The following is a 24,404-nucleotide window of genomic DNA, read 5'->3' on the forward strand; positions in this document are numbered from 1 at the left end:
GAGGCCGGTTTCTGGCGCGACCTCCGCTGGGCGATCCTCGATCCGCTGGCCGGCGGCCTGGTGCTGTCCGGTGGCGGCGTCGTGCAGATGCAGGGACCGGCCGGGATCGGCAAGACGGCGGTGTGGCGGGCGCTCGTCGAGCGCGCCCGCGAGGAGAACTGGCTCGTCCTGGCATGTGCGCCGACCGAGAACGAGGCGGGTCTGCCGTTCGCCGCGCTCGCCGACCTGCTCGCCCCGTTGGCCGAGCACGTCGCCGCTTTGCCGCCGCCGCAACGGATCGCGGCCGAGACGGTGCTGCTGTCGGCGACCCCGGACGAACCGGTGGACGAACGCGCGATCGGTGCGGCCACTCGCGCGCTGATCGCCGCGGCCGACGGGCCGGTCCTGCTCGCGATCGACGACGCGCCGTGGCTCGACCCGCCCAGCGAGCGGGCCGTGCGCTACGCGGTGCGCCGCCTGGCCCCGGGGCCCAGCACGCTGATCAGCGTCCGCAGTTCCGGGGTCGCGGAAACGCCGCTCGGGCTCGACGAGCTGCCGTCGCCGGTCACCCGGATCGGGCTGGATCCGCTCGGCGTCGGTCCCTTGCACCACATCTTGTACGCACACCTCGGGCGATCGCTCAGCCGCCCGTTGTTGGCCCGCATCGCCCGCGACGCCGCCGGGAATCCGCTGCTGGCGATCGAACTGGCCCGCGCGGTGCTCCGATTGCCGCAGTTGCCCCGGCCTGGCGACGATCTGCCGGTCGCCGCGTCGATGCACGATCTCGTCGCGGCGACCCTACGGGATCTGCCCACCGAGACCCGGGAAGCGGTACGCCTGGCGGCACTGCTCGCCGCGCCGAACCTGCGCGACCTGGCGGCGGCGGGCGTACCGGCGACGGCGCTCGACGCCGCCGAGGAGGTGGGTCTGCTCACTGTGGACACTCGTGGCGTCCACTTCGCTCATCCCGTCTACGCGTCCGCCGTGCGGGCCGCCACGCCGGACGGCGTACGACTGCGAACTCATGCTCGGCTCGCCGCGACCGTAGCCGATCCGGACGAGCGCGCCCGTCAGCTGGCTCGCTCGGTGGTGGAGCCGGACGCGCAGGTGGCCGCGGATCTGGAGCAGGCGGCCGCCCGGCAGCGTGCGCGCGGCGCCCCGGCGACCGCAGCGGATCTGTATGACCGCTCCGCGGATCTGACACCGGCCGCGCACGCCGACGATCGGGGACGGCGCGTCCTGGCGGCGATCCGATGCCGGTTCGACAGCGGTGATTACGCCGCGGCAGCGACCGCCGCCGACGGCGCGATCGCGCAGCTGGCCGGCGATCAGCTGGCCGAGGCGCGGCTGTTGCGCGCGACGGTGGCCTGGGCCGCTGACGACCTGGCCACCGCGGTGGCCTCCGGCGAACAGGCGTTGGCCGCCGCGTCGTCCGGCAGCCGGCTCGCGGGACGGATTCATGCGCACATCTGCCTGTTCCAGGACTCGCCTACGCCCGCCCGTGACCATGCCGAGGCGGCGCTCGCTCTGCTGGACGGCAGTGTGGAGGATCGGGCGCTGCTCGCCGGGACGCTGCTGAACCTGTTCTTCCACGAGGTACGCGCGGGGCTGCCCGCCCGCGTCGAGTTGCTGGACCGGGCGCTGGACCTCGAATCGGGCCGGCCGACGTGGCTCGGCGGCACCGTGCCGGCGATCTGGTGGAAGGCGGTCGACGACCACGAGCGCGCCCGGACGCGGTTGCACAGCATGCTGCGGTACGCCACGACCGGCGGCGACGACGCCTGGCAGCACGAGATCCTGACTCACCTGGGCGAGACGGAGCTGCTCGCCGGTCGCTTCGCCGAGGCGGAGCACAGCATCACCGCCGCCCTCGACCTGGGCCGCCAGCTCGGCACCGGGTTGATCGGCGAGACGTGGCTGGCGGCCACACTCGACGCGTACCGGGGACGGCTGGAGCAGGCGGGCGCGGTCGCCGAAGCCGGGCTGCGGCACGACGACGCCTGGGCGCGCCGCATTCATCTGCAGCTCGCGGGGTTCGTCGCACTGTCCGCCGGGCGGATGCGGGCGGCGGCCGACGCGTACGCGGAGCTGGCGGACATCCTCGACGCCTCCGGTGTGGTCGAGCCGATCGCGTTGCGCTTCGAACCCGACTGGATCGAGGCCTGCATCGGCGCGGGCGATCTCGACGCCGCGCGTGCGGTCCGGGAGCGCCTGCGGCAACGGCATACGCGGCTGGCCCGCCCGTGGACCACGCTGGGCCTGGCCCGCAGCGACGCCCTACTGGCCAGTGCCACCGGCGCCGCGACGGACGCCCCGTTGGCCCACCTGATCGCCGTACGCGACGCGACGCCGCCCGACGTCGTCCCGCTCGACCGCGCGCGGTGTCTGCTGGTGGCGGGCATCGTGCATCGGCGCGCCCGGCGCAAACGCGAATCCCGGGCCGCGCTGAGCACGGCGGTCGCCGAGTTCACCGCGCTCGGCGCAGCCGCCTTCGCTGCCAAGGCAGAGGCCGACCTTTCGCGTACGGGTGGCCGGGTCGAGGCGGCGGACGAGTTGAGCCCCACCGAATTGCGGGTGGCCCGGCTGGCGTCGCAGGGCCGGACGAATCAGCAGATCGCCGACGAGCTGTTCATCAGCCCGAAGACCGTCGAGGCGAACCTCGCGCGGGCGTACCGGAAGCTGGGCATCGGCCGCCGGGCCGAACTGGCCAGGGTGATCCCGGCGGGCTGAACAATACTGAAGCATCCGCTTGACTATTGGCGCGGGCCGCGCGAATACTTAAGCGCATGCTTGACTATGCGCCGGACCTGGACCGGGTGTTCCAGGCGCTGGCCGACCCCGGCCGGCGCGCCATGGTCGAACGGCTCAGCCGCGGCCCGGCCTCGGTGAGTGAACTCGGCCAGCCGCTGGAGATGTCGCTGGCCGCCGTCCTGCAACACGTCCGGGTGCTGGAAGTGTGCGGCCTGGTCCACTCCAGCAAGGTCGGCCGTACGCGCACCTGCAGCATCAACTCGGCGGCACTGCGTTCCGCGGAGGACTGGCTCGCCGACCGGCGCACCATGGTCGAGCGGAACCTCGATCGGCTCGGCGTGTTCCTGGCGGCCACCGCCGACGACCCTGACCCGGCGAGCGACCCACAGGAGCGGCGATGAACGACCGATCCGTCATCCACGACACGTTCACCCTCGAACGGATCTACCCGGCGGCCCGCGCGCGGGTGTTCGCCGCGTTCGCCTCGGTGGAGTCCAAAGAGGCCTGGGGTGCGACCAGTGAGGTCGAGCCGGGGGAGAGCGCCACGAGCATCGACGAGTTCGACTTCCGGATCGGCGGCCGGGAGCGGTTCACCGTCCGGCGGCGCGGCACGAGCTACCGCAACGACGCGCTGTACTACGACATCGTGCCCGACCGGCGAATCGTCTACAGCTACGAGATCTACGCCGACGGCACCCGGATCTCCGTGTCCGTCGCCACCATCGAGTTCACCGACAGCCGAGCCGGCACGACGGTGACCTGGACCGAGCAGGGCGTCTACCTGGACGGCATCGACGGCGCGCAAGCGCCCGTCCTGCGGGTGGGCGGCACCACCGAGCTGCTCGACAGCCTGACCCGGCACCTGCGGGTTTCCCCACGCCACGACGACACCATGGAGGTCTGACATGCGTACGACGAAAGCGCTGGTGTTCAACTACTCGCTCAACGGACTGCTCGCCGACCCCGACACCGGCTTCTGGGACTTCGTCTTCGGCCAGCTCGACGAGGCCGGCGGCCCGGACCACGACGACGAAACCCTGGCCCTGCTGCGCAACGCGTCCGCGCACGTCATGGGCCGCTCGGCGTACGAGGGCATGGCCCAGAACCTGCCGGCGAACACCGAGCACCCGTGGTCGGCCATCATGAACGCCGGCAACAAGGTGGTCTTCTCCCGGACGATGACGACGGCCGCCTGGGAGAACACCACGATCGTCTCGGGTGACACGGCCGAGGAGATGGATCGGCTGCGCCAGGGCGACGGCCACATCCTGCTCTGGGGCGGCGTCAGCCTCTGGCGCTCGCTCATGCAGCTCGACCTGATCGACGAGTTCTACGTGAGCATGTACCCGTACCTCACCGGGCAGGGCACCCTGATGTTCGACGACATCCCGAAGGGCTACCGGCTCGACCTGATCTCCAGCCTGGCCAAGAGCAACGGGGTTCTCGAACTGCACTACGGGCGGCACCGTCCACTCCATCGCTATCGGTGACCCGGAAGTCGGCCAGGCCCCACGGCCGTCGCCGCAGCGGTTCGGTGATCGCCCTGCTGTTGTCGAGATCGTCGACGAACAATTCCATGCGTAGCCGCATGCGCGTCTCCTCACCGGCTCGATTTCAAGATCGTAGTGTGGCCAGTGCCGGGGTGATCCGCAGGAGTTCGTCGAGGGTGTTCTTGGCTGCGTTCTGCATGGATTGGCTGGGTGCCAGCCGGCCGTCGGCGTCGAGCGCCTGGCGAAGATGAATGGTCACCGTTTCCGCCACCGGCACCATCTTCAGGGCCGACACGACCGGTTTGAGCATGTGCGCGGCGCGCAACCCGCCCGACGACATGCCATAGGTGACGAACGCGACTGGCTTGTCGTTCCACTCGTAGAACAGGTAGTCCAGGGCGTTCTTCAGCGCTGCCGGGTAACCCTGGTTGTATTCGGGTGTGACGATCGCGTACGCGTCGGCAGCGGCACTGATCGCGCTCCAGCGGCGGGTGTGTTCGTGGCGGTACGGCTTGCCGTCGATGGCAGCGTCGGGTTCGTCGAGGAACGGCAGGGCGAGGTCGGCGAGATCGATCAGGTGGGAGTCGAATCCGCCGTGTTCAGCCGCGGCCCGCATGAACCAGCGCGCGACGGAGGCGCCCGCTCGGTTGGGTCGCGTGCTGGCGAGAATGACGTTGAGGCGAGGCATGGTCGTTTCCTTTGCTGATGGTGAACAGAGGGATCAGTCGATGGACAAGTGGCCCAATGGCCAGGGCGTAGAGCAGGGTGCCGAGGCCCACCGTGCCGCCCAGGAGCCATCCGGCGGTCAGCACGGTCAGCTCGATCAGCGTGCGGACGCGGCGGATCGAGTAGCCGCGAGCGGCCAGTCCGGTCATCAAGCCGTCACGGGGACCCGGCCCGAGCCCAGCTCCGATGTAGAGGCCGGTGGCCACGGCGTTGACGACGATGGCGGCAGCCAGCGCACCCCAGCGCGTCGGTAGCAGGTCCAGCTGGGGGATCACCTTCAGTGCGCCTTCGGCTGCGATACCCACGAGGGCGACGTTGGCGATGGTTCCGTAGCCGGGCCGCTGACGCAGGAGGACCCAGGCCAGCAGCACGAGGACGCCCACCCCGTTGATCACCCAACCCAGCGGCAACCCCGTGTGCCGGGCCAGTCCCTGGTGTAGCACGTCCCAGGAGTCCATGCCGAGGTTCGCGCGAACCATCAGGGCGATACTCACGCCGTACAGGGCGAGGCCGGCATGGAGCTGGGCCAGACTTCTTAGTGACATGTCACCAACCTAGAGTCGTCCTTGGTGACATGTCAACTAGATGATAGGGTCGGCGTATGCCCGAACCACGATGGCTCGATCAGGAGGAGATGCGCGCCTGGATGGGCTATCGGCGCATGCGTCTACTCCTCGACCTACAGGTGAACCGTGAGCTGATGGCCCAGCATGGACTGTCCGAACCCGACTATGACGTGCTGTCCAACCTGTCGGAAGCCGGCGACGACGGCATGCGTCTGAGTGAGCTCGCGGCGTACATGCGCTGGTCGAAGAGCCGTCTGTCGCACCACATCACGCGGATGCAGGAGCGTGGCCTGGTGGAACGTCGCGAATGCGCCGATGACGGCCGTGGTTCGCTGCTCCATCTCACCATCCACGGCGCCAAGATGATCCGCAACGCTGCGCCGGACCACGTCGACTCGGTCCGCCGGCATTTCATCGACCTACTGACGCGAGAGGATGTCGAGGTCTTCGGCAAGATCAGCCACCGCGTCCTCGACCACCTCCGTGAGATCGAGCTGAATCACTGACCTGGTCGCGGTTGTCGCGTGCGGGGTGCCGGGCTGGACGCGATACCGTTTCGCATGATCACCCAGGGGCAATCCGCCGTCCACCTCGGAGCCCTCCTCCCCCTGAGCCGGCCCGGCTGGGTCGAGGCCGGGCAGCACCTGCTCGCCGGGATGGAGCTGGCCGTCCAGGAAGTCAACGCCGCCGGTGGGATCGGGGGACACCCGCTGGCGCTGGTGGTACGCGACACCGCAGCCGATCCGCAGCGAGCCGTGGCAGCGGTCGACGAGTTTGCCGCGCTGGGCGTCGCAGCCGTGGTGGGGGAGTATCACAGCGTCGTGGCCCGCGCGGCCGCTGCTCGCGCCGATGCTGTCGGCCTGCCGTTCCTGTGCACGTCAGCGGTGCTCGACGGGCTCACCGAACAGCCGACGGACTGGGTGGCGCGGCTCGCCCCGGCGCAGGCGCGCGGCTGGCAGCTGTACGCCGGTTTCCTGCTCGACGCGGGTCATCGCCGCATCGCCGTCGCCGCGCAGGCGAGCGTCTACTGGGCGGCCGGGATTCGCATCCTGCGGGAGTATCTCGCTCCCCGGGGCGGCACCGTCATCGACCTCGACGCCACGACGCTCGACCCGGCCGCGTTGTGCGACGAACTGGTCAGCAGCAGCGCGACCGCCTTGCTGCTGCTGGTCGGCCAGCCGGAACCCGCGGTGCCGATCGTCCAGGCGGTACGCCGCGACGAGCGCCTCGCCGAGGTCATGATCGGGGCGCCGGCGGGGCAGCCGGAGTTCGCCGAATGGGCGGAGTTGCTCGGTGACGACGGCGTGGCCGTCCCGTTCCTGCGTTACCTGCCCGAACACTTCACGCCGCTCGGCGTACGCGTTGAGGCGGTCCTGCGGGAGTCGCTCGGTGCAGCGCCCTCGTTCGTCGCCTTCGAGGGTTACGACGGGATCGCCGTGCTCGCCGAAGTCCTGCGTACGCAGGGCGCGGACCGGGCGCGGATCGCCGAAGGCTGGGCGACCGTGGCCGTCGAGGGCACCCGGGGCCGCATCCGGTTCAGCCGCGTACCCGGGATCACCGTGTGGCAGTGGGCGTGGCCGCCGATCCAGATCGCCGACCGGGACCCGGCCTGGCCTGGCCGTTTCCGCACCCGGGATACCGCCCGGTGACGACCGCAGACGGAAACACGGTGGCTGCCGCGATCATCACCGGCTAAACTGGCCTCGTGGCATACCAGTTCTACCTGTGAGATCTCCCGGGCCGACGGTGTTGAGCGCGTGGTGAGCGCGGCTCCGCCTCGGCCTAGCTGACGTCTTCCTTCTCGTCATCGGCTGCGACGGCCATCACGTCCGCGGCGGCGGCGGCTGCCTGCCGCCCGCTGGGCGTACGCCGGGGCGCGCCGGGAATCCCCGAGGTGAACATGCTTACCGCCCTAGATCATCAATTGTCCCTGCATTCCGTCACCGTCCGGTTCGGCGAGCACGTCGTGCTCGGCGACGTCACCCTGGCCGTGCGGCCGGGCGAGTCCGTGGGCGTCATCGGCGACAACGGCACTGGGAAGTCCACATTGCTACGGCTGATGGCCGGCGTCCTCACGCCCGACGACGGTCACGTCATCGTGGCCGCACCGGGTGGCCTCGGCTACTTGACCCAGACACTCGGCCTGCCCGGCAGCGCCACCGTCGCCGACGCGATCGAGCACGGACTCCGCGATCTCCGCGACCTCGAACGCCGAATGCGTTACCTGGAACGGCATTGGGACGCCGACGGCGCGGCCGAGGAGTACGCCGACCTGACCGAGCTGTTCGAGATCCGGGGCGGCTACGACGCCGAGTCCCGGGTGGAGATCGCCCTGCACGGTCTCGGCCGGCCAGGGCTGGACCGTGCTCGGCGGCTGGACACCTTGCCCGGGGGCGACGTCGCCCGGCTCGGTCTCGCCGCCGTCCTGGCGAGCCGGCCGCAATTGCTGCTGCTCGACGAGCCGACGAACGACCTCGACGACGAGGCCCTCGGCTGGCTGGAGGAGCATCTGCGGGCGTACCGGGGGACGCTGGTCGCGGTCACCCATGACCGGGTGTTCCTCGAACAGCTCACCAGCACCGTGCTGGAAGTGGACGGCGACGCGAAGGCGGTACGCCGGCACGGCAACGGCTACGACGGCTACCTCGCCGCCAAGGCCGCCGAGCGGGCGAACCAGATCCAGCGCTACGAGCAGTGGAAGGCCGAGTACGCCCGGCAGACGGCACTGCTGTCGTCGCAGGTCGAACGGCTGTCGGCCATTCCCCGCAAGATGGACAAGGCGGGATTCGGTGGCGGCCCGTTCCGGGCGCGATCGCGTACGCACGGCGCGATGGGACGCATCCGCAACGCGAAGGAGGAACTGCGCCGGTTGACCGCCGACCCGGTGCCTCCGCCACCGGAGCCGTTGCGGCTCATGGCCCGCTTCGACGGCGAGTCCGGTGGCGAGCCCGTCGTGCGCTGCTCGGACGTGGTCGTCCGCGGCCGGCTGCGCCTGCCGGAACTCAGCCTCGATCCCGGCGACCGGTTGCTGGTCACCGGACCGAACGGGGCGGGCAAGAGCACGCTGCTCAAGGTGGTCGCGGGCGAACTCACGCCGGACAGTGGGACGGCGTGGAGTTCCGACCGGCTCGGCTATCTGCGCCAGCACGACACCGTCGCCGACGGAACCGTGCTCAGCGCGTTCGCCGACGGGCTACGCGGCACGCCGGACGAGCACGCCGATCTGCTGCTCAGCCTCGGGCTGTTCCGGCCCGAGGACCTGCGTCGGGCTACGCGTACGCTGTCGATCGGCCAGCGGCGCCGCATCGAGCTGGCGCGGCTGATGCGCCATCCGTCCGAGGTGATCCTGCTCGACGAGCCCACCAACCACTTGGCTCCCGACCTGGTGGAGCAGCTGGAGGACGCGCTCACGGCGTACTCCGGCGCGGTGATCATGGTGACGCACGACCGCCGCATCCGCCGCACCTTCACCGGCCGCCGCCTCGAACTCGATCGCGGCTCCGTTATCCGGTGATCGTTGCGAGGAGGGATGCGGCGGCGGTGGGGGTGGGGAGGCCGTCGGTGTCGCCGGGGGTGGCGACGATCGCCGCCGCGAACTGGCTGGCGAGCCACGCCGCCCCCGCCGGTGCCGCGCCGCGTGCTCGGCCGGCGAGGTAGGCGCCCGCGAAGGCGTCTCCCGCGCCGACCGGGTCCAGCACTGTCGTCGCGGCGCTGGGCAGGTGGGCTGCCGTGTCGCCGTCGGCGTACCAGCAGCCGTCGGGTCCGGCTTTGAGGACGGTTTCGGCCACGCCCGCCGCCCGCGCCGCGCGGAACACAGCGTGCGGCTCGGTGGTGCCGAACAGCGGCTCGGCCTCGTCGGTGCCGATCAGCAGCACGGACACGTGCGGGAGCAGGCTGCGCGCTTCGGCGATCTGAGCGTCCAGGTCGCCCAGCGCCGGGCGGAAGTTCGGATCATAAGCGACTTGTACGCCGAAAGCACTGGCCTGCGTCAGCAGGGTGCGTACGGCATCCCGGGCGGTTTCGCTCAACGCGGAGGTGATGCCGGAGACGGCCACCAGGCGCGGCCGGCTCGCCAGCGCCCGGTGAGCGTCCTGATCGGACAGAGCGGAGGCGGCCGAACCGCGCCGGTAGTAGTGCACGCGGCGCGCGCCGTCGGGGCGGACGTCCTTGAGGAACAGCCCGGTCGGGCGAGCGTCGTCGACGGTCACCAGGTCGGTGGCGATCCCGAAGGAGGCCGCGTGGTCGCGGATCCGTTCGCCGAGCGGGTCGGCCCCGACCCGGCTGCAGTACGCCGTCCGCAGCCCGGCCCGGGCGGCGGCAGCGCACAGGTTGAGCTCGGCCCCGGCTACGTGGACCGAGGTGTGCTCGGCCGTACGCAGGGCGCCGACCGGCTGGAAGAGCACCATGGCCTCGCCGAAGCCGATCAGGTCGTAGCCGGGTCCGGCCGGGTCGAGGTCGTTCACAGCCACCGTGCCTTGAGATCGTCGCGCAGGAACGCCGCCGGTGACGCGATCGACAGCCCGCCGTCGACCGGCAGCACTGCTCCGGTGACGAAACCGGCAGCGGCCAGGAAGTGTACGGCGTCGGCGACCTCGGCCGGTCGTCCGGTCCGGCCGAGCGGATAGCCCGCGGCCTTCGCCGGGTCGTCGCCGTCGTCGATCAGCCCCGGCGCGACCGCGTTCACGCGTACGCCGCGGGGGCCGAAGTCGAGGGCGAGCTGCCGGACCAGTCCCTCCAGGCCCGCCTTCGCCGCCGCGTACGCCGGAAGCCCGGGCGCGGCGAGAGTGGCGTTGACCGAGCTGACCGCGACGATCGCCCCGCCGGGGGACAGGATCGGCAACGCCGCTCGGCATACGGCGAACGCGGTGCCGAGGATGGCGTCGAAGGCGGCCTGCCATTGGGCGTCGGTCGTGGTGGTGATCGGCGCGACCGGCATGACCGCGGCGGCCAGGACGACGACGTCGAGCGAGCCCGCCCGGTCGGCGACGGCCTGGACCGCCGTCGCCGCGCCGGACGCGGTCGAGCAGTCCAGCACGAGGTCAGCGGGTTCGGCGAGCGCGACCCCGACGACGGTGTCTTCGCTGAACCGCGCCTGGATCGCCTGCCCGATCGGGGAACTGGACCCCACCACGAGCACGCCTCGGCCAGTGCGTCCGGCGGTCATGACAGCAAGTCCAGGTCGCGGAGGATGTCATCGAGCCACGCCAGGGTGGCGGCGTCCGCGTCGACGGCCGGTGGACGGACTGCCGACGACGTGATCAGCTCTCGGCGTACCAGCACATGCTTGTGAATGGACCACGCGATGCCGGGCTGCAGCCCGAAGCGGATGAGCGGCAGGAGCCGGGCGAAGGCCCCGCGAGCCGCCGCCGTCTCGCCGGCCTGCCATTGGCGCAGCACCGGCGCGAGCAGGTCGGGGAACTCGCAGGCGGGCATGGTGCCCTCGGCTCCGCGGGCGTATTCCTCCAGCACGAACAGGGCGTTCTGCCCGCCGAGGACGACGAAGTCGGGGGCGGTCGCCTCGCGGATCGCGCCGACCTTCGGCGTGGTCGGCTGCGGCTCGATCTTGACCGAGTCGACACCGTCGAGCTTGGACAGTTCGGTGATCAGCGGCACGGGCATGGTCACGCCGGTGGAGCCGGGGGCGTCCTGGATCATGACGGGCAGACCGCCTTCGGCGGCTACGCGGCCGTAGAAGTCGACGAGCTGCGCCGGGCTGGGCTTGACCATGAACGGCGGCACGACCATCACCACGCTGGCGCCGTGCTCGGCAGCCGCCCGGACCTGGTCGATCGCGTCCTGGGTGCCGGTGGCCGCGACCCCGGCGACGATCGGCAGCGCCGGTCCGGCGGCGGCGGTGACGGTACGCAGGATCTCCTTGCGGTCGGCGGCGGTGAGCGAGAATCCCTCACTGGCGAAGCCGAACACGGCGACCCCGTCCACGCCGGCGGTGATCTGGAACTCGACCAGCCGGTTCAGCGACGCGGCGTCGAGGTCGCCGGTGGCGGTGAACGGCGTGGCCAGCACCGGGATCAAGCCGCGGACGTCGGACGAGCGGGTCATTCTTCCTCCTGAAGGGTGGCGGGGTCGACCTCGACGCCGAGGCCGGGGCTCTGGGGCAGGGCGAAGCCGACCGGTCCGCCGACCAGCGGGCTGGTCAAGACGCGGTTGGCGACGGTCATGGTGGTGGGCTGGAACTCGAACGCCGGCATCGCCTCGATCGCGGCGCTGACGTGCAGACCGGCCGCGACGGCGACACCGAGGCCGACGGAGTGGTGCGGGGCGACGGGAATGTGGTGCGCGGCGGCCAGTTCGGCGATCGCCATCGCCTCGGTGATCCCGGTACGCCCGACGTCGGGCTGGCACAGGTCGACCGCGCGGGCTTCGAGCCAGGCCCGGAACTCGAACCGGTGCCGCAGCGCCTCGCCGATCGCGACCGGGGTACGCAGTGCGGCGGCGAGTTCTCGGTGCGCCACGATGTCCTCCGGGACCAGGGGCGCTTCGAGGAACCACGCGCCCCGATCGTCCAGACCGTGACCGAGCCGCAGCGCGTCGGACAGGTCGTAAGCCCAGTGCGCGTCGACGGCCACCTTCAAGTCTGGATGCGCCGCCCGCACGGCGTCGAAGGTCGCGAGATCGGTGTCGACCCCGTGGCCGAGGTGCAGCTTGATCGCGCGTACGCCTTGCGACACCCACTCGCGGGCCAACTCGGCGCGTTCGCCGTCGGTCGGCCGGGGCAGCCCGGAGACGTAGGTGGGGATCTCGTCGCGGTACGCCCCGCCGAGCAGCGCGTGCACCGGTACGCCGTACGCCTTGCCCGCGAGGTCCCAGAGCGCGATGTCGACGGCGGCCAGGGCGTCGGCCTGGTGCCCGCCGAGGTGGCCGCGTTCCCGCATCAGCCCCGTGAGGGTGCCCCACAGCGGGCGTACGCGTCGCGGGTCGCGTCCGATCAGGACGGGCGCGACGAGCCGGTCCACGACCGCTCGCGCGATCTCCGGCGCGACCGGGGCCAGCGCCTCGCCCCAGCCGGTGGTGCCGTCGTCGCAGGTCACCCGCACGATCAGGGTCTCGAAGCGGTCGGCGTAGAGGCTGCGCCACGGCGGCCGGACGTAGTACTCGTCTGCTTTCGCTGACGTGGGCCGCGCACCGAGATACGCCTCCGGCGGGCGGAGCTTGACGACATAGGACTCTATGGCCACTACTTTCACAAGCTTCTCCCGTTCACTGGTTGACCGCTTGCAACATGCGGGATATCTTGCCGTATCACGCAAGCGAAATCCAGAGAGGGTGGAACCCGATGGCTTCGGAAACCGGCACGCAGAGCGTCGAACGAGCGCTCGGCGTGCTGCGCGTCTTCACCGCCGGCCGGTCGGAGCTGCGGGTCTCCGACGTCGCCAGCGCGGTGGGGCTGTCGCTGTCGACCGCGAGCCGGCTGCTGCAGACCCTGGAGGCGGCCGGATTCGTCGACCGCGACCCGGTCAGCGGCCTCTACCGGCTCGGGCTGGACATGGTGTCGTTCGGCGGTGCGGTCCTCAACAGCCACCCCGTGCACCGGGAGGCCCGGCAGGTCGCCCAGAACCTCGCCGCCGAGCTGGGCCTGGGCGCCAACGTCGCGGTACGCCGCGGCGACGAGCTGTTCTATCTGCTGAACTTCGAGGGGCGGCTCGCACCGCGCCCGTTCGTGCTGGCCGGGCAGCGTAATCCGTTGCACGCCACCGGCTTGGGCAAGGCGCTGCTGTCCGGGCTCAGCTCGACCGAACGGCGCGTGCTGCTGGAGGACCTTCCGGCGTACACGCCGCGGACGATCGTCACGCACGACAAGCTCGACCAGGCCATCAGCACCACCTCGGCGCGCGGATACGCCACCGAGGTCGAGGAACTCGCGCTCGGCCGGGCCTGCGTCGCCGCGCCGATCCGCGACGGCTCCGGTGCGGTGGTGGCGGGACTGTCCGTCTCCGGCCCCCTGTCGGCGATCGACCTGCCCAACCGGGAAGCCGTCCTCGCCAGCGCCGTCATCGAGGCGGCCGACTCGATCAGCATCGGGCTTGGCTACCACGGGCCGGCCCGCGTACCGCTGCAATCGGTGGTGGTGGAATGACCGCCCCGCCCGCGACCACCACCCCCGTACGGGCCCAGCCGATCCCGCAGCGCCACGGGCGGCACCTGTCGGACCGGACCTTCGGGTTCCTGCTGACACTGCCCGCGGTGGTGCTGTTCAGCGCGATCGTGCTCTATCCGCTGATCGGGTCGCTGACCACGAGCCTGTTCCAGCAGAGCCTGGTCATCCCCGGGCGCAGCTTCGTCGGCCTGGACAACTTCCGGCATGTGCTCGACGACCAGTTCTGGCCGGTGCTGCGCAACACGCTGGTCTTCACCGTGTTCAGCACGGCCTGCCCGTTCATCCTCGGCTTCGCCCTGGCGCTGGCGTTGAACACGCGGCTGCCCGGCCGCGCCGTGCTACGGGGCGCGTTCCTGTTCCCGTGGGTGATTCCGGGCGTCGTCGTCTCGTTCGCCTGGCTGTGGATCTTCAACGCGAACTACGGGCTGCTCAACGGCGTACTGGTGCAGCTGGGGCTGATCGACGCGCCGGTCAGCTGGCTCGGCGACCCGACCACCGCGATGGCCGCGATCATCGTCGCCAAGACCTGGGCCAGCTTCCCCTGGATCATGGTGATGCTGCTGGCCGGGCTGCAGACCGTCCCGGCCACCCTGCACGAGGCCGCCGCGATGGACGGCGCGGGCACGCTGCGCCGCTTCTGGCACATCACCCTGCCGCACCTGCGCGGCATCATCGGCATCGTCGTGCTGCTCGAAGTCATCTGGAACTTCCAGCATTTCGACATGATCTACGTGCTCACCGGCGGCGGGCCGGCCGGCGCCACCACCACGTTCGCCGTGGCCGTCTACGAGACCGCGTTCAAGGGCTTCGACCTCGGCCGGGCCGGTGCGCTCGGCGCGCTGTGGCTGCTGCTGTTGCTCGTGCTGGTCGTCGGCTACGTACGCCTCGCCGAGCGGGAGGAGAAGCGATGACGACGCTCACCGTGGCGGCTCCCCGGAAACCGCGCAGACCCCGGCCGTGGCTGGCGATGGCGGCCGTCCTCGTCATCGGCGTGTTCGCGTTCGGGCCGGTCTACTGGCTGATCGTCACCGCGTTGACGCCCAGCGGCGACGCCTTCCGATTCCCGCCCCGGCTGTGGCCGCGTACGGTCACGCTGGAGCACTTCGCCAACCTGGCCGACAACCCGGTCCTCGGCCGGTACCTGGTCAACTCCCTGATCGTGTCGTCGCTGACCGCCGTGCTGACGGTGCTCGTCTCGGCGTACACCGCTTACTCGTTCAGCAAGTTCCGTTATCGAGGCCGCCGATCGCTGATGTCGCTGATCCTGGCCTCGCAGATGTTCCCGCAAGCGCTCCTGCTCATCACGCTCTACCTGCTGTTCAGCGCCTTCGGACTGCTCAACTCCTACCTGGCGCTGGTGCTGTCGTTCACCACGTTCACCCTGCCGCTGTGCGTCTGGATGCTCAAGGGGTTCTTCGACACGATCCCCGACGAGCTGCTGGAGGCGGCCAAGGTCGACGGGGCGGGCCAGGGCAGCGTCATCCACCGCATCCTGTTGCCGGTCAGCCTGCCCGGCCTCGTCGCCACCGGCCTGTTCGCCTTCATCCGAGGCTGGAACGACTTCATCTTCGCCCTCACCCTCGCCGGCCCGGACAAGCAGACCCTGCCGCCCGGCCTGGTCAACACCTATCTCGGGGAGTTCCAGGCCGCCTGGCCCGACCTGATGGCCGCCTCGCTGGTGGTCTCGATCCCGGTCGTCGGCGGATTCGTCATCCTGCAGCGCTACCTCGTCGCCGGGCTCGTCAGCGGCGCGGTCAAGGGCTGACCCCTCCACACCCTCAGGAGTACGCGATGTCCCACACGTATTCTCGCCGCAGCGTCGGCAAACTGTTCGGCCTGGCCGCCGGAGCCGCCGTCCTCAGCGCGTGCGCCCCCGGCACCAGCGGCCCGTCCACCTCGTCCGGCGATCCGTTCGCCGACAACGGCGTCAAGGACTTCAGCTTCACCGCTTGGTCGCTGAACGAGGCGTCCACCAAGGACGTCCTGACGACCATGGTCAACGCGTACGCCGGCAGCGCCGGGGCGAAGGTGACCACCGCGTCGTATCCGTACAACGACTACCTCAACCAGCTGCTGCTCCAGGTACGCGGCGGCACGCTCACCGGCGTGATCCAGACCGATGTCGCCTGGCTGGCCACCCTCGCCGCCACCGGCAAGCTCGTCGACCTGGGACCGATCGCGGCCAAGGGCGGCTACACCGACGCCGCGCTCGGCATCGCCAAGGCCAACGGCAAGCAGTACGGCCTGCCGTGGACCACCGCGGGGATCGGCCTGATCGGCAACAAGGAGCTGCTGGACCGGGCCGGGATCGCCCAGGCGCCCACGACGATCGCCGACTTCGAGAACGCCCTGCGCGCCCTCAAGGGGCTGGGCGGCGGGGTCGTCCCGTGGGCGGCGATGACGAAGGTGGACCAGCTCAAGGACTTCATCCCGTGGATGTGGGTCTTCGGCTCCCCGGTCGTGGACAACGGCAAGATCGCCGTCGGCGACGACGCCAGTGTCGAGGCGCTGACCTGGTACAAGAAGCTGTACGACGAGAAGCTCATCGCGCCGGACGTCAACCGGTTCGACGCTCGGGCGCTGTTCGCCCAGGGCAAGGTCGGCTTCTACGAGGACGCCATCGGCGGGCGCGGCGCGGTCACCAAGGCGTCGACCGACAAGACGCTCGGCGACAAGCTGCTGCCGATCTCCCGCCCGGTCAAGGCGTCCGGCGATCAGTCGCGCCATCTCGCCTGGGGGCACGCGCTGGCGGTCCTGCAGGGCGACGGCTCCGCGGCAGCGGCTAAGTTCGTCACCGCGATGACCAGCGACCCGACCTACACGAACCAGTGGTACAAGGGCGCCGGCCTGCCGCCGACCACGACCGCGGGGCTGGCCAGCGCCGACGTCAAGGCCGACGCGTTCGTCTCGGCGTTCACCAGCGCCATCGGCGCGCACTCCACCCCGGATCCGTTCTGGATCTACCCCAAGTTCGCGCAGATCGAGACCGCGCTCGCCAACGCGGTCCAGTCCGCGCTCATCGGTAAGGCCAGCCCGAAGGACGCGCTGGCCACCGCGAAGTCCCAAATGGAGGCACTGACAGCATGAGTGTTATCGACGGCGCCGGCGAGGCTCGTGACCGAGCCGCCCGAAGTGCAGGCAGCCTCGGCCGTGTGATCGCCATCATCCGGCTCCCCTCCGCCGAGGGTGCGGTCCGGGTCGGCGAAATCCTGGCCGGTGCGGGCCTGTCCGCCGTCGAGATCACGCTCACCACACCCGGCGCGCTGTCCGCGATCAGCGAGTTGCGCGCCGCGGTGGCGGGCTCGTGTCTCGTCGGAGCAGGAAGTGTACGCACACCGGAGCAGGCGATGTCGGCTCGTGAGGCCGGGGCGGAGTTCCTCGTCACGCCCACGGTCCGGCCCGCCGTCCTGGCGGCGACCGAGTTGCCGGTGGTGTGCGGAGCGCTGACTCCGACCGAGATCGAGACGGCCGCCGATTGCGGGGCGGCGCTGGTGAAGGTCTTCCCGGCCAGCGCCTTCGGGCCGGGCTACCTGCGCGAGCTGTTGGCGCCGATGCCGGAACTGCGCCTCGCGCCGACCGGTGGAGTCACTCCCGAATCGGTCGCTGACTACGCGGCAGCCGGAGCGGTGGCGGTCGGGGTCGGCAGTGCGCTCGTCGACGCCCGCCTCGTCGCCGCTGGGGCGTGGGACGTCCTCCGCGATCGCGCCGCCCGCTTCATGTCCGCCGCCACCGCCGCCTGGCCCCCCGCCTAACCCCCACCCCCTCTTTTTCGCGTTGATCATGGAGTTAACCGTGGTCTCGACGGTGTGTCGTGACTGGAAACTCCATGATCAACGGCGATCCGATGACTGGAGGAATCCGTGCGCCTTATGCGCGTCGGCCCGCGCGGCCAGGAGCGTCCCGCTGTCGCCGATGCCGACGGCGTGGTCTACGACCTGTCGTCGCTGACGGCCGACATCGACGGGAGCTTCCTCGGCGGCGGTGGTGTGGCGACGGTCGCGCAAGCGCTCGCCGACGGGACGCTGCCGCGCTGGGACGTCACCGGGATGCGTATCGGTGCGCCGGTCGCCCAGCCGGGCAAGGTGATCTGCGTCGGCCCGAACTATCGCAAGCCGCCCCCGTTCGAGCCGCCGGCCGAACCGGCGCTGTTCCTGAAGGCCCCGGACACCGTCGTCGGCGCGTACGACCAGGTCCTCATTCCCCGGGGCGGCACCGCCGTGGACTGGGAGATCGAGCTGGCCGTGGTCATCGGCGCGACCGCCCGCTATCTGGACTCGCCCGCGGCCGCGCAGGCCGCGATCGCCGGGTACGCGATCTCCCACGACGTGTCCGAACGCGTCTTCCAGCACGACCGCGGCGGCACCCTCGACAAGGGCAAGTGCTGCGAGACCTTCAACCCGCTCGGCCCCTGGCTCGTCCCGCCGGACGACCTCGGCGACCCGTCGGATCTGCGGCTGCGGCTGTGGGTCGACGGCGAGACGTGCCAGGACGCGTCCACTCGCGACATGATCTTCGATCCCGCGCACCTGGTCTGGTACGCCAGCCAGTTCATGGTCCTGCGCCCCGGCGACATCCTCAACACGGGCACTCCGCCCGGCTGCGCGATCGGCCGGCCCGGCCGTCCCTACCTCCGGGCGGGCCAGATCGTGGAGCTGGAGGTCGCCGGACTGGGCCGTCAGCGCCAGGTCATCGGCACGGCATAGCACTCCTTCCATCCACAAAGGAGAGACATGCGCAGATCCCTCGTCCTGCTGACGGCGGCGGCCCTGCTGCTCCCGGCGACGCCCGCCACCGCCTCCGCCACCCTCACCGTCGTCCCGTACGCGATCGACTCGTCGAACCAGGCCGGGTGGTGGTCTCCGCTGGAGACCTACTACAGCGGCAACGAGTACGCGTACCTGGCCTTCAACGAACCCGGTTCCACCGCAGGGACGCACAAGGTCGCCATCGCCCGGCGGGACAACGCCGGGAACTGGACCCGCCTGCCCGCGCTGAACGGCACGGCGCAGCCCGAGTTCACCGACGACATCGGCCACAACCAGCCCTCGATGGCGCGCGACGGCAGCGGCCGGTTCCACGTCTTCGCGTCCATGCACAACAACGCTTGGCGCGGTACTTTCGGTCGGACACCACCGGGGCCGCACCGCAATGGCACTCCGCCGACCTGCCGGACCAAGGTGTCGGCGTCACGTATCCGGTGGTGACGACCGCGCCGAACGGCGATCTGTACGTCATCGCCCGGCTGGACGGGACCACCGCGCGATCCGGCCGGCTGTACCGCTGGAACAACGCCGCCTCGACCTGGAGCCTGGTCGCGATCTTCGCCCAGTCGGACAACCGCGCGGTCTACCCCGACGACCTGCAGTTCGACTCGGCGGGCAACCTGCACATCCTGTGGGAGTGGGGGATCTACCCGGCCACCACCTACCGCCACCAGCTCAGTTACCTCGTCTACTCGCCGGCCACAGGAACATTCCGCGACCACGCCGGGGCGGCGGTGTCCGTACCGGTCACGACGGGCACGGCGGACATCGTCCAGCCCCTGATCTCGGGGGAGGCGTACGGGAACGACACCGGCCCGGCCGTGCAGAGCGCCAAGCTCACCCTCGACGGGACCAGTCCCAAAATCGTCTACCGATTCCGGCGGGCCACGAACTTCGAGGTTTTGTACGCCTACGTGTCCGGCAGCTCGTGGGCCCGAGAGGTCGTCTACAACGGCGGGCAGACCACGGCCGCACTCGACATCACCTGGCATCCCACCGACGGCAAACGCGTCTACTACGTGACCAGCAGCGGCACCGATCGGGCATTCATGGCCACCAAGCCCGGCGCGGCGTGGACGACGACGTCGATCGCGCCCGGCGTACCGGTCGAGCGGCTCGCCGTCGAACGCGACGGGGCCGGCGTCGACGTCCTCTATCTGGTCGACCTGACGAACCTGCGCCTCTACTACGGGAGGAACTGATGCGTGCTCATCGTGCTCTCTGGCTGGCGATCCCGGCGGTGCTGCTGGGGGCGTCCCTGTCCGCCGGTCCGGCGCACGCCGACCCGATCGGCGGCACCGGCTGGACCCTCGCCTTCAGCGACGAGTTCTCCGGCACGGCGGTCGACACCGCGAAATGGAACTACCGCACGGATGTGAAGGCGTACAGCGCCCAGCGGCCCGAGAACGTGTCGGTGGCGGGCGGTCTGCTGAACATCAACCTCAAGCAGGAGACGTACGCCGGTAAGAGCTTCACCGGCGGCGGTCTGGTGAGCAAGCAGGCGCTGCGGTACGGCTACTACGAGACCCGGGCGAAGATCAACGACGGGGTCGGCTGGCACAGCGCCTTCTGGCTGATGTCGGGCGACGGCAGCACGACGTTGTCGCCGACCGCGCGTACCGAGATCGACGGGTTCGAGATCGACTCGACGTCGTCGCCGGCCGCGCTGGCCACCAACCACTCCGGCGTGCACACCTGGAAGGGCAACGGGTCGGCCGCTTCCTACAACCCCGGGTCGACCTACAACACCGGCCTCGACCTGCGTCAGTGGCACGTCTACGGGATCGACTGGGCGGAGACCTCGGTCAAGTTCTATGTGGACGGCGTGCTCAAGTACACCGCGCCGTACACGCCGAGCCAGTGGACCCACGACTACCTCAACATCTGGCTGACCACCATCGGCTACGGCACCTCGCCGGACCCGGCCTTCCTGCCCTCGGCGGTGCAGTTCGACTACATCCGCTACTGGCAGAAGGACTACTACGTCGACAATGACGGGCCCGCCGCGTACGGCTACAGCGAGACGGGCACGTGGTACGACTCCACGCTGACCGGCTGGACCTACGCCTCGCCCACCCGCTACGCCGCCTGCGGCTCGGCGGGCAACACCGCCACGTGGCGGCCGAACCTGCGCTCCGCCGGGACCTACCAGGTCTACGTCTACAACCTCGTGTACGCCAACAGCGACGCCAACGCCCGGTACGACGTCGCGGGGAGCACCACGTACGTCAACGGCACCACCGGCAGTTCGGGCTGGGTGTCGCTGGGCAGCTTCGCCCTGCCGGCCGGCACCTCGACCGCCGTGCAGCTCACCTCCAGCGGAACGGGCTGCGCCCGGGCCGACGCGGTGAAGTTCGTCCAGGTCTGACGTGCTGCTGGCCGGGTGCTACACACCACCCCGAGGGGAGGGCGCGGGCGTCGTCCGCGTCCTCCCCGACCGTCGCGTACGCCTGCTCGCCGGGGTTCCGTCGCCGTCGTTCCTGGCGCAGCATCCGGAGCTGCCGATCGTGTACGCGACCGACCCCGACTCGTGCCACCTGGCCGTCGTCGGCGGCCACCTGATCACCGTGCAGTACGCGGCCGGCACGGTCCGGGTGCATCCACTGCACGCCGACGGCACAGCCGGACGGCCGTCGCACGTGCTCGACGGGTTCGTCCACCCGCACATGATCTCCGCGTACGCCGGGGAGGTGCTGATCAGCGACCTCGGCCGCGACGTCGTCCGGCGTACGCGGCTGGACGGTGGCCGGCTGACGCCGGTGGGGGAGCACGCCGTCCCCGGCGGTCCCCGCCACTTCGTCCGCCTGGGCGACACCTGGACGGTCACCTGCGAACGCGACGGCGCGGTGGCCACCTTCGACGCGGACTGGCGACCGATCGCCCGGTACGCCGGCCTCACGCAACCGTCCGAACTGGCCGGTCACCGTAACCGCTTCGTCTACGTGGCCGACCGAGGTCCCGACGTCGTCGCCGTCCTCACCCCGGGGGACCTGCGACTGGTAGCGGAGTTCCCCAGCGGCGGCACCTGGCCCCGGCACCTGGCCGTCGCCGGATCCCTGCTGCACGTGGCCCATCAGCGCTCCGGCGACGTCACGACGTTCCGGCTCGACCCGCAGACCGGGCTGCCCCGGCGACTCCGGGCGGCCTCGGTGCCCGCCGCCTCCTGCGTTCTGCCGCTCGTGGGCGTACGCCGAGCGACTCAGCTCCGGATCATCACACCCGATACGGCGGGAGTCTGAGCCGCCGCCCCACCAGTACGCAGGAACTCCGCGATCGGCAGCGCAGCCGCTCCGACGATCGCGGCGTCCACGCCGAGTTCGGCCAGGTGGATGGTCGCGTCGCGGTAGGGCACCCGCAGCGCGTTCTCCCGGGCGATCTCCCGGACGGCGGGCAGGATCTGGTCGCCGAGCAGTAGGCCTGCCCACCCGCCGATGATGATCCGCTCGGGGTTGATGAGGTTGATGAGGTTGGCCACGCCGGTGCCGAGGTACAGCGCCGTCTCGTCGATGACCCGCCGCGCCTCCGGGTCGTCGGGCGCAGCGGCGACGATGGCGGCCAGGACGGTCTGGTCATCGGCGTACGGGTCGGTCCGGCGGCCGGTCAGCTGCCGATATCGATCGATGATCGCCTCCGCCCCGATGTACGCCTCCAGGCAGCCGCGGGCACCGCAGCCGCATCGCCGGCCGCCGACCTCGACGGTCATGTGCCCCCATTCGCCGGCGCTGCTGCTGGCCCCCTGGTACACGTTGCCGTGCGTGACGATGGCCGCGCCGACGCCCGAGCTGAGCAGGGCGACGACAGCCTCCTGCGCGCCGCGTCCGGCGCCGAACCACAGTTCGGCCTGCCCCATGTTCTTCGCGCCGTTGTCGATGAACAGGGGGATGCCACGTCCGTGCTGGAGCAGCCGGGCCAGCGGCACCGCGTCCCAGCCCATCGTCGGGGCGCTGACGAGGATCTCGTCACCGTGCTCCACCACGCCGGAGACGCCGACGCCGAGGCCGAGGACCTGCGCCCGGTCGACGCCGGCGGTCCGGATCACCTCGTCGGTCACGGCATCGATCTGGCGAGCCGCCTGCTCGGGATCGCGCGACTCGGCCGGCAGCGGCTGGTCGATCCGGCTGAGTTCGGTCATGGCCAGGTCGAACACGCCCGCCTGAATGTGACGGGGGCCGATGCTGACGCCGATGGCGTACCCCCGGGTGGGACTGACCCGCAACAGGATGCGGGGGCGTCCGCCGCTGGAGTCCAGCGCTCCGGCCTCGACGACCGCGCCGGCGTCGATCAGGTCGTTGACCACGTTGCTGACTGTGCCGGCGCTGAGCCCGGTCGCGGCGCTCAGTTCGGGCCGGGTCAGCGGGCCGTCGACGTAGAGCGCGGACAACAGCTCTGCGCGATGATTGCGCCGCAGGTCGTGGACGGTCGTGAACCTGCGGGTCGGCATGGAGCCCTCCTCGGATGATCTTTGTTAACGCCTTGAAGTAACTGGGACTATACGGCACCTCGCCATCGTTTGGCGCACGGGCGTCGACGGTGTCGTCCGTCGGAGTGCCGACGGAGGCAGCGGATCGGACCGCTCTGCTTCGCCGTGTGGTGATCGAGGTGAACCTGCAGATCACGGAACCGCTTTGGCTCGGCCGGCAGCCGTCCTGTGGACGGGGACGAGGCCGGATTCTGGCGGGCCGGTTCTTCCCGCTCTATGAAGAGAATCTTGACACGCTGATGCCGCCCGAGTTAAATCACGGCGTAAATTAAACGACGGCGAAGGGTGCGATCCAGGTGAGGAGACGTTCCGTAGCAGTTCTGGCCGGGTTGGCCGTCGCTGCGAGTGCGCTGACCGGTTGCGGCGGCGGCGACGGGGGCGCGGGCGACGCGCAGACCATCGAGATCTGGACGATGGGCGACAAGGCGAAGCAGATGACCGAGATCTCGGCCGCGTTCACCGCGGACACCGGGATCGAGATCAAGGTTCAGTCCATTCCGTGGAAGAACGCGCGCGACAAGATGTCCGCCGCGATCGCCTCCGGCAACGGTCCCGACGTCGTCCAGGTCGGTCACTCGTTCCTGGCCGAGTTCGCCGACGCGGGCGCGCTGCTCGACTTGTCCGGCAAGCTGTCGGCCTATCCCGAGCTGGACGGCGCGAAGTTCTTCCCGGCCTCGGCCGAGACGATGAAGGTCGGCGGCGCGGCGGTCAGCGTCCCCTGGATCGCCGACACCCGGGTGCTGTTCTACCGCACCGATGTGCTGCAGCAGGCTGGCGTCGCGAAGGCCCCGGCCACCTGGGACGAGCTGACCGCCGCGGCGACGACGCTGGCCGCCCGCGGTGGCGGCAACTTCGGCGTCGGCATCAACACCGACGACCAGTTCCTCCCGCTCATCCTGACATGGAGCGCGGGTGGCGACGTCGTCACTGGTGACCAGGTCACCTTCGACACCGAGCAGTTCAAGAGCGCCGTCGCGTACGAGCAGAGCTTCTTCGCCGCCGGGCTGACCCCGAAGAAGGCGCAACCCGACGCGGACATGGTGCAGGGCTTCAAGACCGGCAAGATCCCGATGTTCATCAGCGGCCCGTACATGGCGACGCTGCTGAACAACCAGGCTCCGGAGCTGGCGGGCAAGTGGGCCGTCGCCGCGATCCCCGCGAAGTCCTCCGCGACGTCGGTGATGGCCGGGTCCAACCTGGCGATCTTCAGCAAGTCGAAGATGGTCGACCAGTCGCTGAAGTTCATGTCCTACCTGGCCCAGAAGCAGACCCAGGAGAGTTGGTTCAAGGCGACGAACGATCTGCCCGCCCGGCAGGACGCGTTGCAGGGACTGGTCTCCGGTGGCGACGCCAACCTGGCCGTCTACTACGAGCAGATGCGCAACGCCAAGATCGTTCCGCAGCTGAAGGCGTGGGGCGCCATCGCGCCGGAGATGGTGCGGGCGCTGCAGAAGGTCTGCGTCAGCGGCGCGAGCGTCGACACGACGGTGCCCGCGTTCGCCGCCAAGGCGCGCGAGCTTTCCGCCAAGTAGT

25 protein-coding genes are annotated in these 24,404 nt (G+C 70.5%); 18 read left to right on the top strand and 7 right to left on the bottom strand.

Annotated features, from left to right (window positions below; genetic code table 11):
- Positions 1-60: 60 nt before the first annotated feature.
- From AB0M47_RS12600 to AB0M47_RS12615, 4 genes are read left to right on the top strand one after another with little or no spacing between them, the layout of a single operon-like run.
- Positions 61-2,709, top strand: coding sequence for a LuxR C-terminal-related transcriptional regulator (locus AB0M47_RS12600; RefSeq protein WP_363412402.1), 2,649 nt, complete (start codon positions 61-63; stop codon positions 2,707-2,709).
- 56 nt (positions 2,710-2,765) lie between these two features.
- A complete protein-coding gene (locus AB0M47_RS12605; RefSeq protein WP_363412235.1) occupies positions 2,766-3,131 on the top strand; it encodes a metalloregulator ArsR/SmtB family transcription factor in 366 nt (121 codons plus the stop codon).
- Complete coding sequence (locus AB0M47_RS12610) at positions 3,128-3,634, top strand: SRPBCC domain-containing protein (protein WP_363412237.1); 507 nt, start codon at positions 3,128-3,130, stop codon at positions 3,632-3,634. The genes AB0M47_RS12605 and AB0M47_RS12610 overlap by 4 nt, the downstream gene beginning before the upstream one ends.
- A 1-nt stretch (position 3,635) precedes the next feature.
- The gene (locus tag AB0M47_RS12615) at positions 3,636-4,220 is read left to right on the top strand and encodes a dihydrofolate reductase family protein (protein WP_363412239.1); all 585 of its coding nucleotides are present in this window, start codon (positions 3,636-3,638) and stop codon (positions 4,218-4,220) included.
- A gap of 124 nt (positions 4,221-4,344) precedes the next feature.
- Here AB0M47_RS12615 and AB0M47_RS12620 read toward each other — a convergent pair whose 3' ends face one another.
- Together AB0M47_RS12620 and AB0M47_RS12625 are read right to left on the bottom strand one after the other, a co-directional pair.
- Complete coding sequence (locus AB0M47_RS12620; RefSeq protein WP_363412241.1) at positions 4,345-4,908, bottom strand: NAD(P)H-dependent oxidoreductase; 564 nt, start codon at positions 4,906-4,908, stop codon at positions 4,345-4,347.
- The gene (locus AB0M47_RS12625) at positions 4,820-5,491 is read right to left on the bottom strand and encodes a hypothetical protein (RefSeq protein ID WP_363412243.1); all 672 of its coding nucleotides are present in this window, start codon (positions 5,489-5,491) and stop codon (positions 4,820-4,822) included. Before AB0M47_RS12625 ends, AB0M47_RS12620 begins: the two co-directional genes overlap by 89 nt.
- A 56-nt stretch (positions 5,492-5,547) precedes the next feature.
- Between AB0M47_RS12625 and AB0M47_RS12630 the strand changes: the two genes are divergently transcribed.
- The 3 genes from AB0M47_RS12630 (at position 5,548) to abc-f (ending at position 9,026) form a co-directional block, all read left to right on the top strand.
- Positions 5,548-6,018, top strand: coding sequence for a MarR family winged helix-turn-helix transcriptional regulator (locus AB0M47_RS12630; protein WP_363412245.1), 471 nt, complete (start codon positions 5,548-5,550; stop codon positions 6,016-6,018).
- 54 nt (positions 6,019-6,072) lie between these two features.
- Complete coding sequence (locus AB0M47_RS12635; protein WP_363412246.1) at positions 6,073-7,161, top strand: ABC transporter substrate-binding protein; 1,089 nt, start codon at positions 6,073-6,075, stop codon at positions 7,159-7,161.
- Positions 7,162-7,436: 275 nt separating this feature from the next.
- Complete coding sequence (gene abc-f / locus AB0M47_RS12640; RefSeq protein ID WP_363412248.1) at positions 7,437-9,026, top strand: ribosomal protection-like ABC-F family protein; 1,590 nt, start codon at positions 7,437-7,439, stop codon at positions 9,024-9,026.
- Here abc-f and AB0M47_RS12645 read toward each other — a convergent pair.
- Genes AB0M47_RS12645 through AB0M47_RS12660 form a run of 4 tightly spaced genes read right to left on the bottom strand, consistent with a single transcriptional unit; the run spans position 9,016 to position 12,717 of the window.
- Positions 9,016-9,975, bottom strand: a complete 960-nt coding sequence (locus tag AB0M47_RS12645) for a sugar kinase (protein ID WP_363412250.1) — start codon at positions 9,973-9,975, stop codon at positions 9,016-9,018. The two genes, abc-f and AB0M47_RS12645, sit on opposite strands and share 11 nt — an antisense overlap.
- Positions 9,972-10,676, bottom strand: coding sequence for an SDR family oxidoreductase (locus tag AB0M47_RS12650; protein WP_363412252.1), 705 nt, complete (start codon positions 10,674-10,676; stop codon positions 9,972-9,974). The genes AB0M47_RS12645 and AB0M47_RS12650 overlap by 4 nt, the downstream gene beginning before the upstream one ends.
- A complete protein-coding gene (locus AB0M47_RS12655) occupies positions 10,673-11,572 on the bottom strand; it encodes a dihydrodipicolinate synthase family protein (protein WP_363412254.1) in 900 nt (299 codons plus the stop codon). The genes AB0M47_RS12650 and AB0M47_RS12655 overlap by 4 nt, the downstream gene beginning before the upstream one ends.
- The gene (locus tag AB0M47_RS12660) at positions 11,569-12,717 is read right to left on the bottom strand and encodes a mandelate racemase/muconate lactonizing enzyme family protein (RefSeq protein ID WP_363412256.1); all 1,149 of its coding nucleotides are present in this window, start codon (positions 12,715-12,717) and stop codon (positions 11,569-11,571) included. Before AB0M47_RS12660 ends, AB0M47_RS12655 begins: the two co-directional genes overlap by 4 nt.
- An 89-nt stretch (positions 12,718-12,806) precedes the next feature.
- Between AB0M47_RS12660 and AB0M47_RS12665 the strand changes: the two genes are divergently transcribed.
- The 10 genes from AB0M47_RS12665 to AB0M47_RS12710 all read left to right on the top strand — a co-directional run bounded on the left by AB0M47_RS12665 (position 12,807) and on the right by AB0M47_RS12710 (position 21,630).
- Positions 12,807-13,607 (top strand): IclR family transcriptional regulator, encoded by an 801-nt coding sequence (locus AB0M47_RS12665; protein ID WP_363412258.1) that lies wholly within the window; start codon positions 12,807-12,809, stop codon positions 13,605-13,607.
- Positions 13,604-14,539 (top strand): sugar ABC transporter permease, encoded by a 936-nt coding sequence (locus AB0M47_RS12670; protein ID WP_363412260.1) that lies wholly within the window; start codon positions 13,604-13,606, stop codon positions 14,537-14,539. The genes AB0M47_RS12665 and AB0M47_RS12670 overlap by 4 nt, the downstream gene beginning before the upstream one ends.
- Positions 14,536-15,393 carry a carbohydrate ABC transporter permease gene (locus AB0M47_RS12675; RefSeq protein WP_363412262.1) on the top strand — a complete coding sequence of 286 codons (858 nt, stop codon included), beginning with the start codon at positions 14,536-14,538 and terminating at the stop codon, positions 15,391-15,393. The genes AB0M47_RS12670 and AB0M47_RS12675 overlap by 4 nt, the downstream gene beginning before the upstream one ends.
- Positions 15,394-15,419: 26 nt before the next feature.
- Positions 15,420-16,715 (top strand): extracellular solute-binding protein, encoded by a 1,296-nt coding sequence (locus AB0M47_RS12680; RefSeq protein WP_363412264.1) that lies wholly within the window; start codon positions 15,420-15,422, stop codon positions 16,713-16,715.
- Positions 16,716-16,780: 65 nt separating this feature from the next.
- Complete coding sequence (locus AB0M47_RS12685) at positions 16,781-17,380, top strand: bifunctional 4-hydroxy-2-oxoglutarate aldolase/2-dehydro-3-deoxy-phosphogluconate aldolase (protein WP_363412266.1); 600 nt, start codon at positions 16,781-16,783, stop codon at positions 17,378-17,380.
- 117 nt (positions 17,381-17,497) lie between these two features.
- Complete coding sequence (locus AB0M47_RS12690; RefSeq protein WP_363412404.1) at positions 17,498-18,331, top strand: fumarylacetoacetate hydrolase family protein; 834 nt, start codon at positions 17,498-17,500, stop codon at positions 18,329-18,331.
- Positions 18,332-18,358: 27 nt separating this feature from the next.
- Positions 18,359-18,832 (top strand): hypothetical protein, encoded by a 474-nt coding sequence (locus tag AB0M47_RS12695; protein WP_363412268.1) that lies wholly within the window; start codon positions 18,359-18,361, stop codon positions 18,830-18,832.
- Positions 18,733-19,593: a BNR-4 repeat-containing protein gene (locus AB0M47_RS12700; RefSeq protein WP_363412270.1), complete on the top strand. Its 861-nt coding sequence runs from the start codon at positions 18,733-18,735 to the stop codon at positions 19,591-19,593. Before AB0M47_RS12695 ends, AB0M47_RS12700 begins: the two co-directional genes overlap by 100 nt.
- A complete protein-coding gene (locus tag AB0M47_RS12705) occupies positions 19,593-20,759 on the top strand; it encodes a glycoside hydrolase family 16 protein (protein ID WP_363412272.1) in 1,167 nt (388 codons plus the stop codon). The genes AB0M47_RS12700 and AB0M47_RS12705 overlap by 1 nt, the downstream gene beginning before the upstream one ends.
- 1 nt (position 20,760) lies before the next feature.
- Positions 20,761-21,630 (top strand): beta-propeller fold lactonase family protein, encoded by an 870-nt coding sequence (locus AB0M47_RS12710; protein WP_363412274.1) that lies wholly within the window; start codon positions 20,761-20,763, stop codon positions 21,628-21,630.
- Here AB0M47_RS12710 and AB0M47_RS12715 read toward each other — a convergent pair.
- Positions 21,591-22,832: an ROK family transcriptional regulator gene (locus AB0M47_RS12715; RefSeq protein ID WP_363412276.1), complete on the bottom strand. Its 1,242-nt coding sequence runs from the start codon at positions 22,830-22,832 to the stop codon at positions 21,591-21,593. The two genes, AB0M47_RS12710 and AB0M47_RS12715, sit on opposite strands and share 40 nt — an antisense overlap.
- A gap of 335 nt (positions 22,833-23,167) precedes the next feature.
- On the opposite strand from AB0M47_RS12715, the gene AB0M47_RS12720 reads away from it, so the two are divergent.
- Positions 23,168-24,403 (top strand): extracellular solute-binding protein, encoded by a 1,236-nt coding sequence (locus tag AB0M47_RS12720; protein WP_363412278.1) that lies wholly within the window; start codon positions 23,168-23,170, stop codon positions 24,401-24,403.
- Position 24,404 lies beyond the last annotated feature (1 nt).

This window comes from Hamadaea sp. NPDC051192, assembly GCF_040682475.1.
Lineage (GTDB): Bacteria > Actinomycetota > Actinomycetes > Mycobacteriales > Micromonosporaceae > Hamadaea > Hamadaea flava.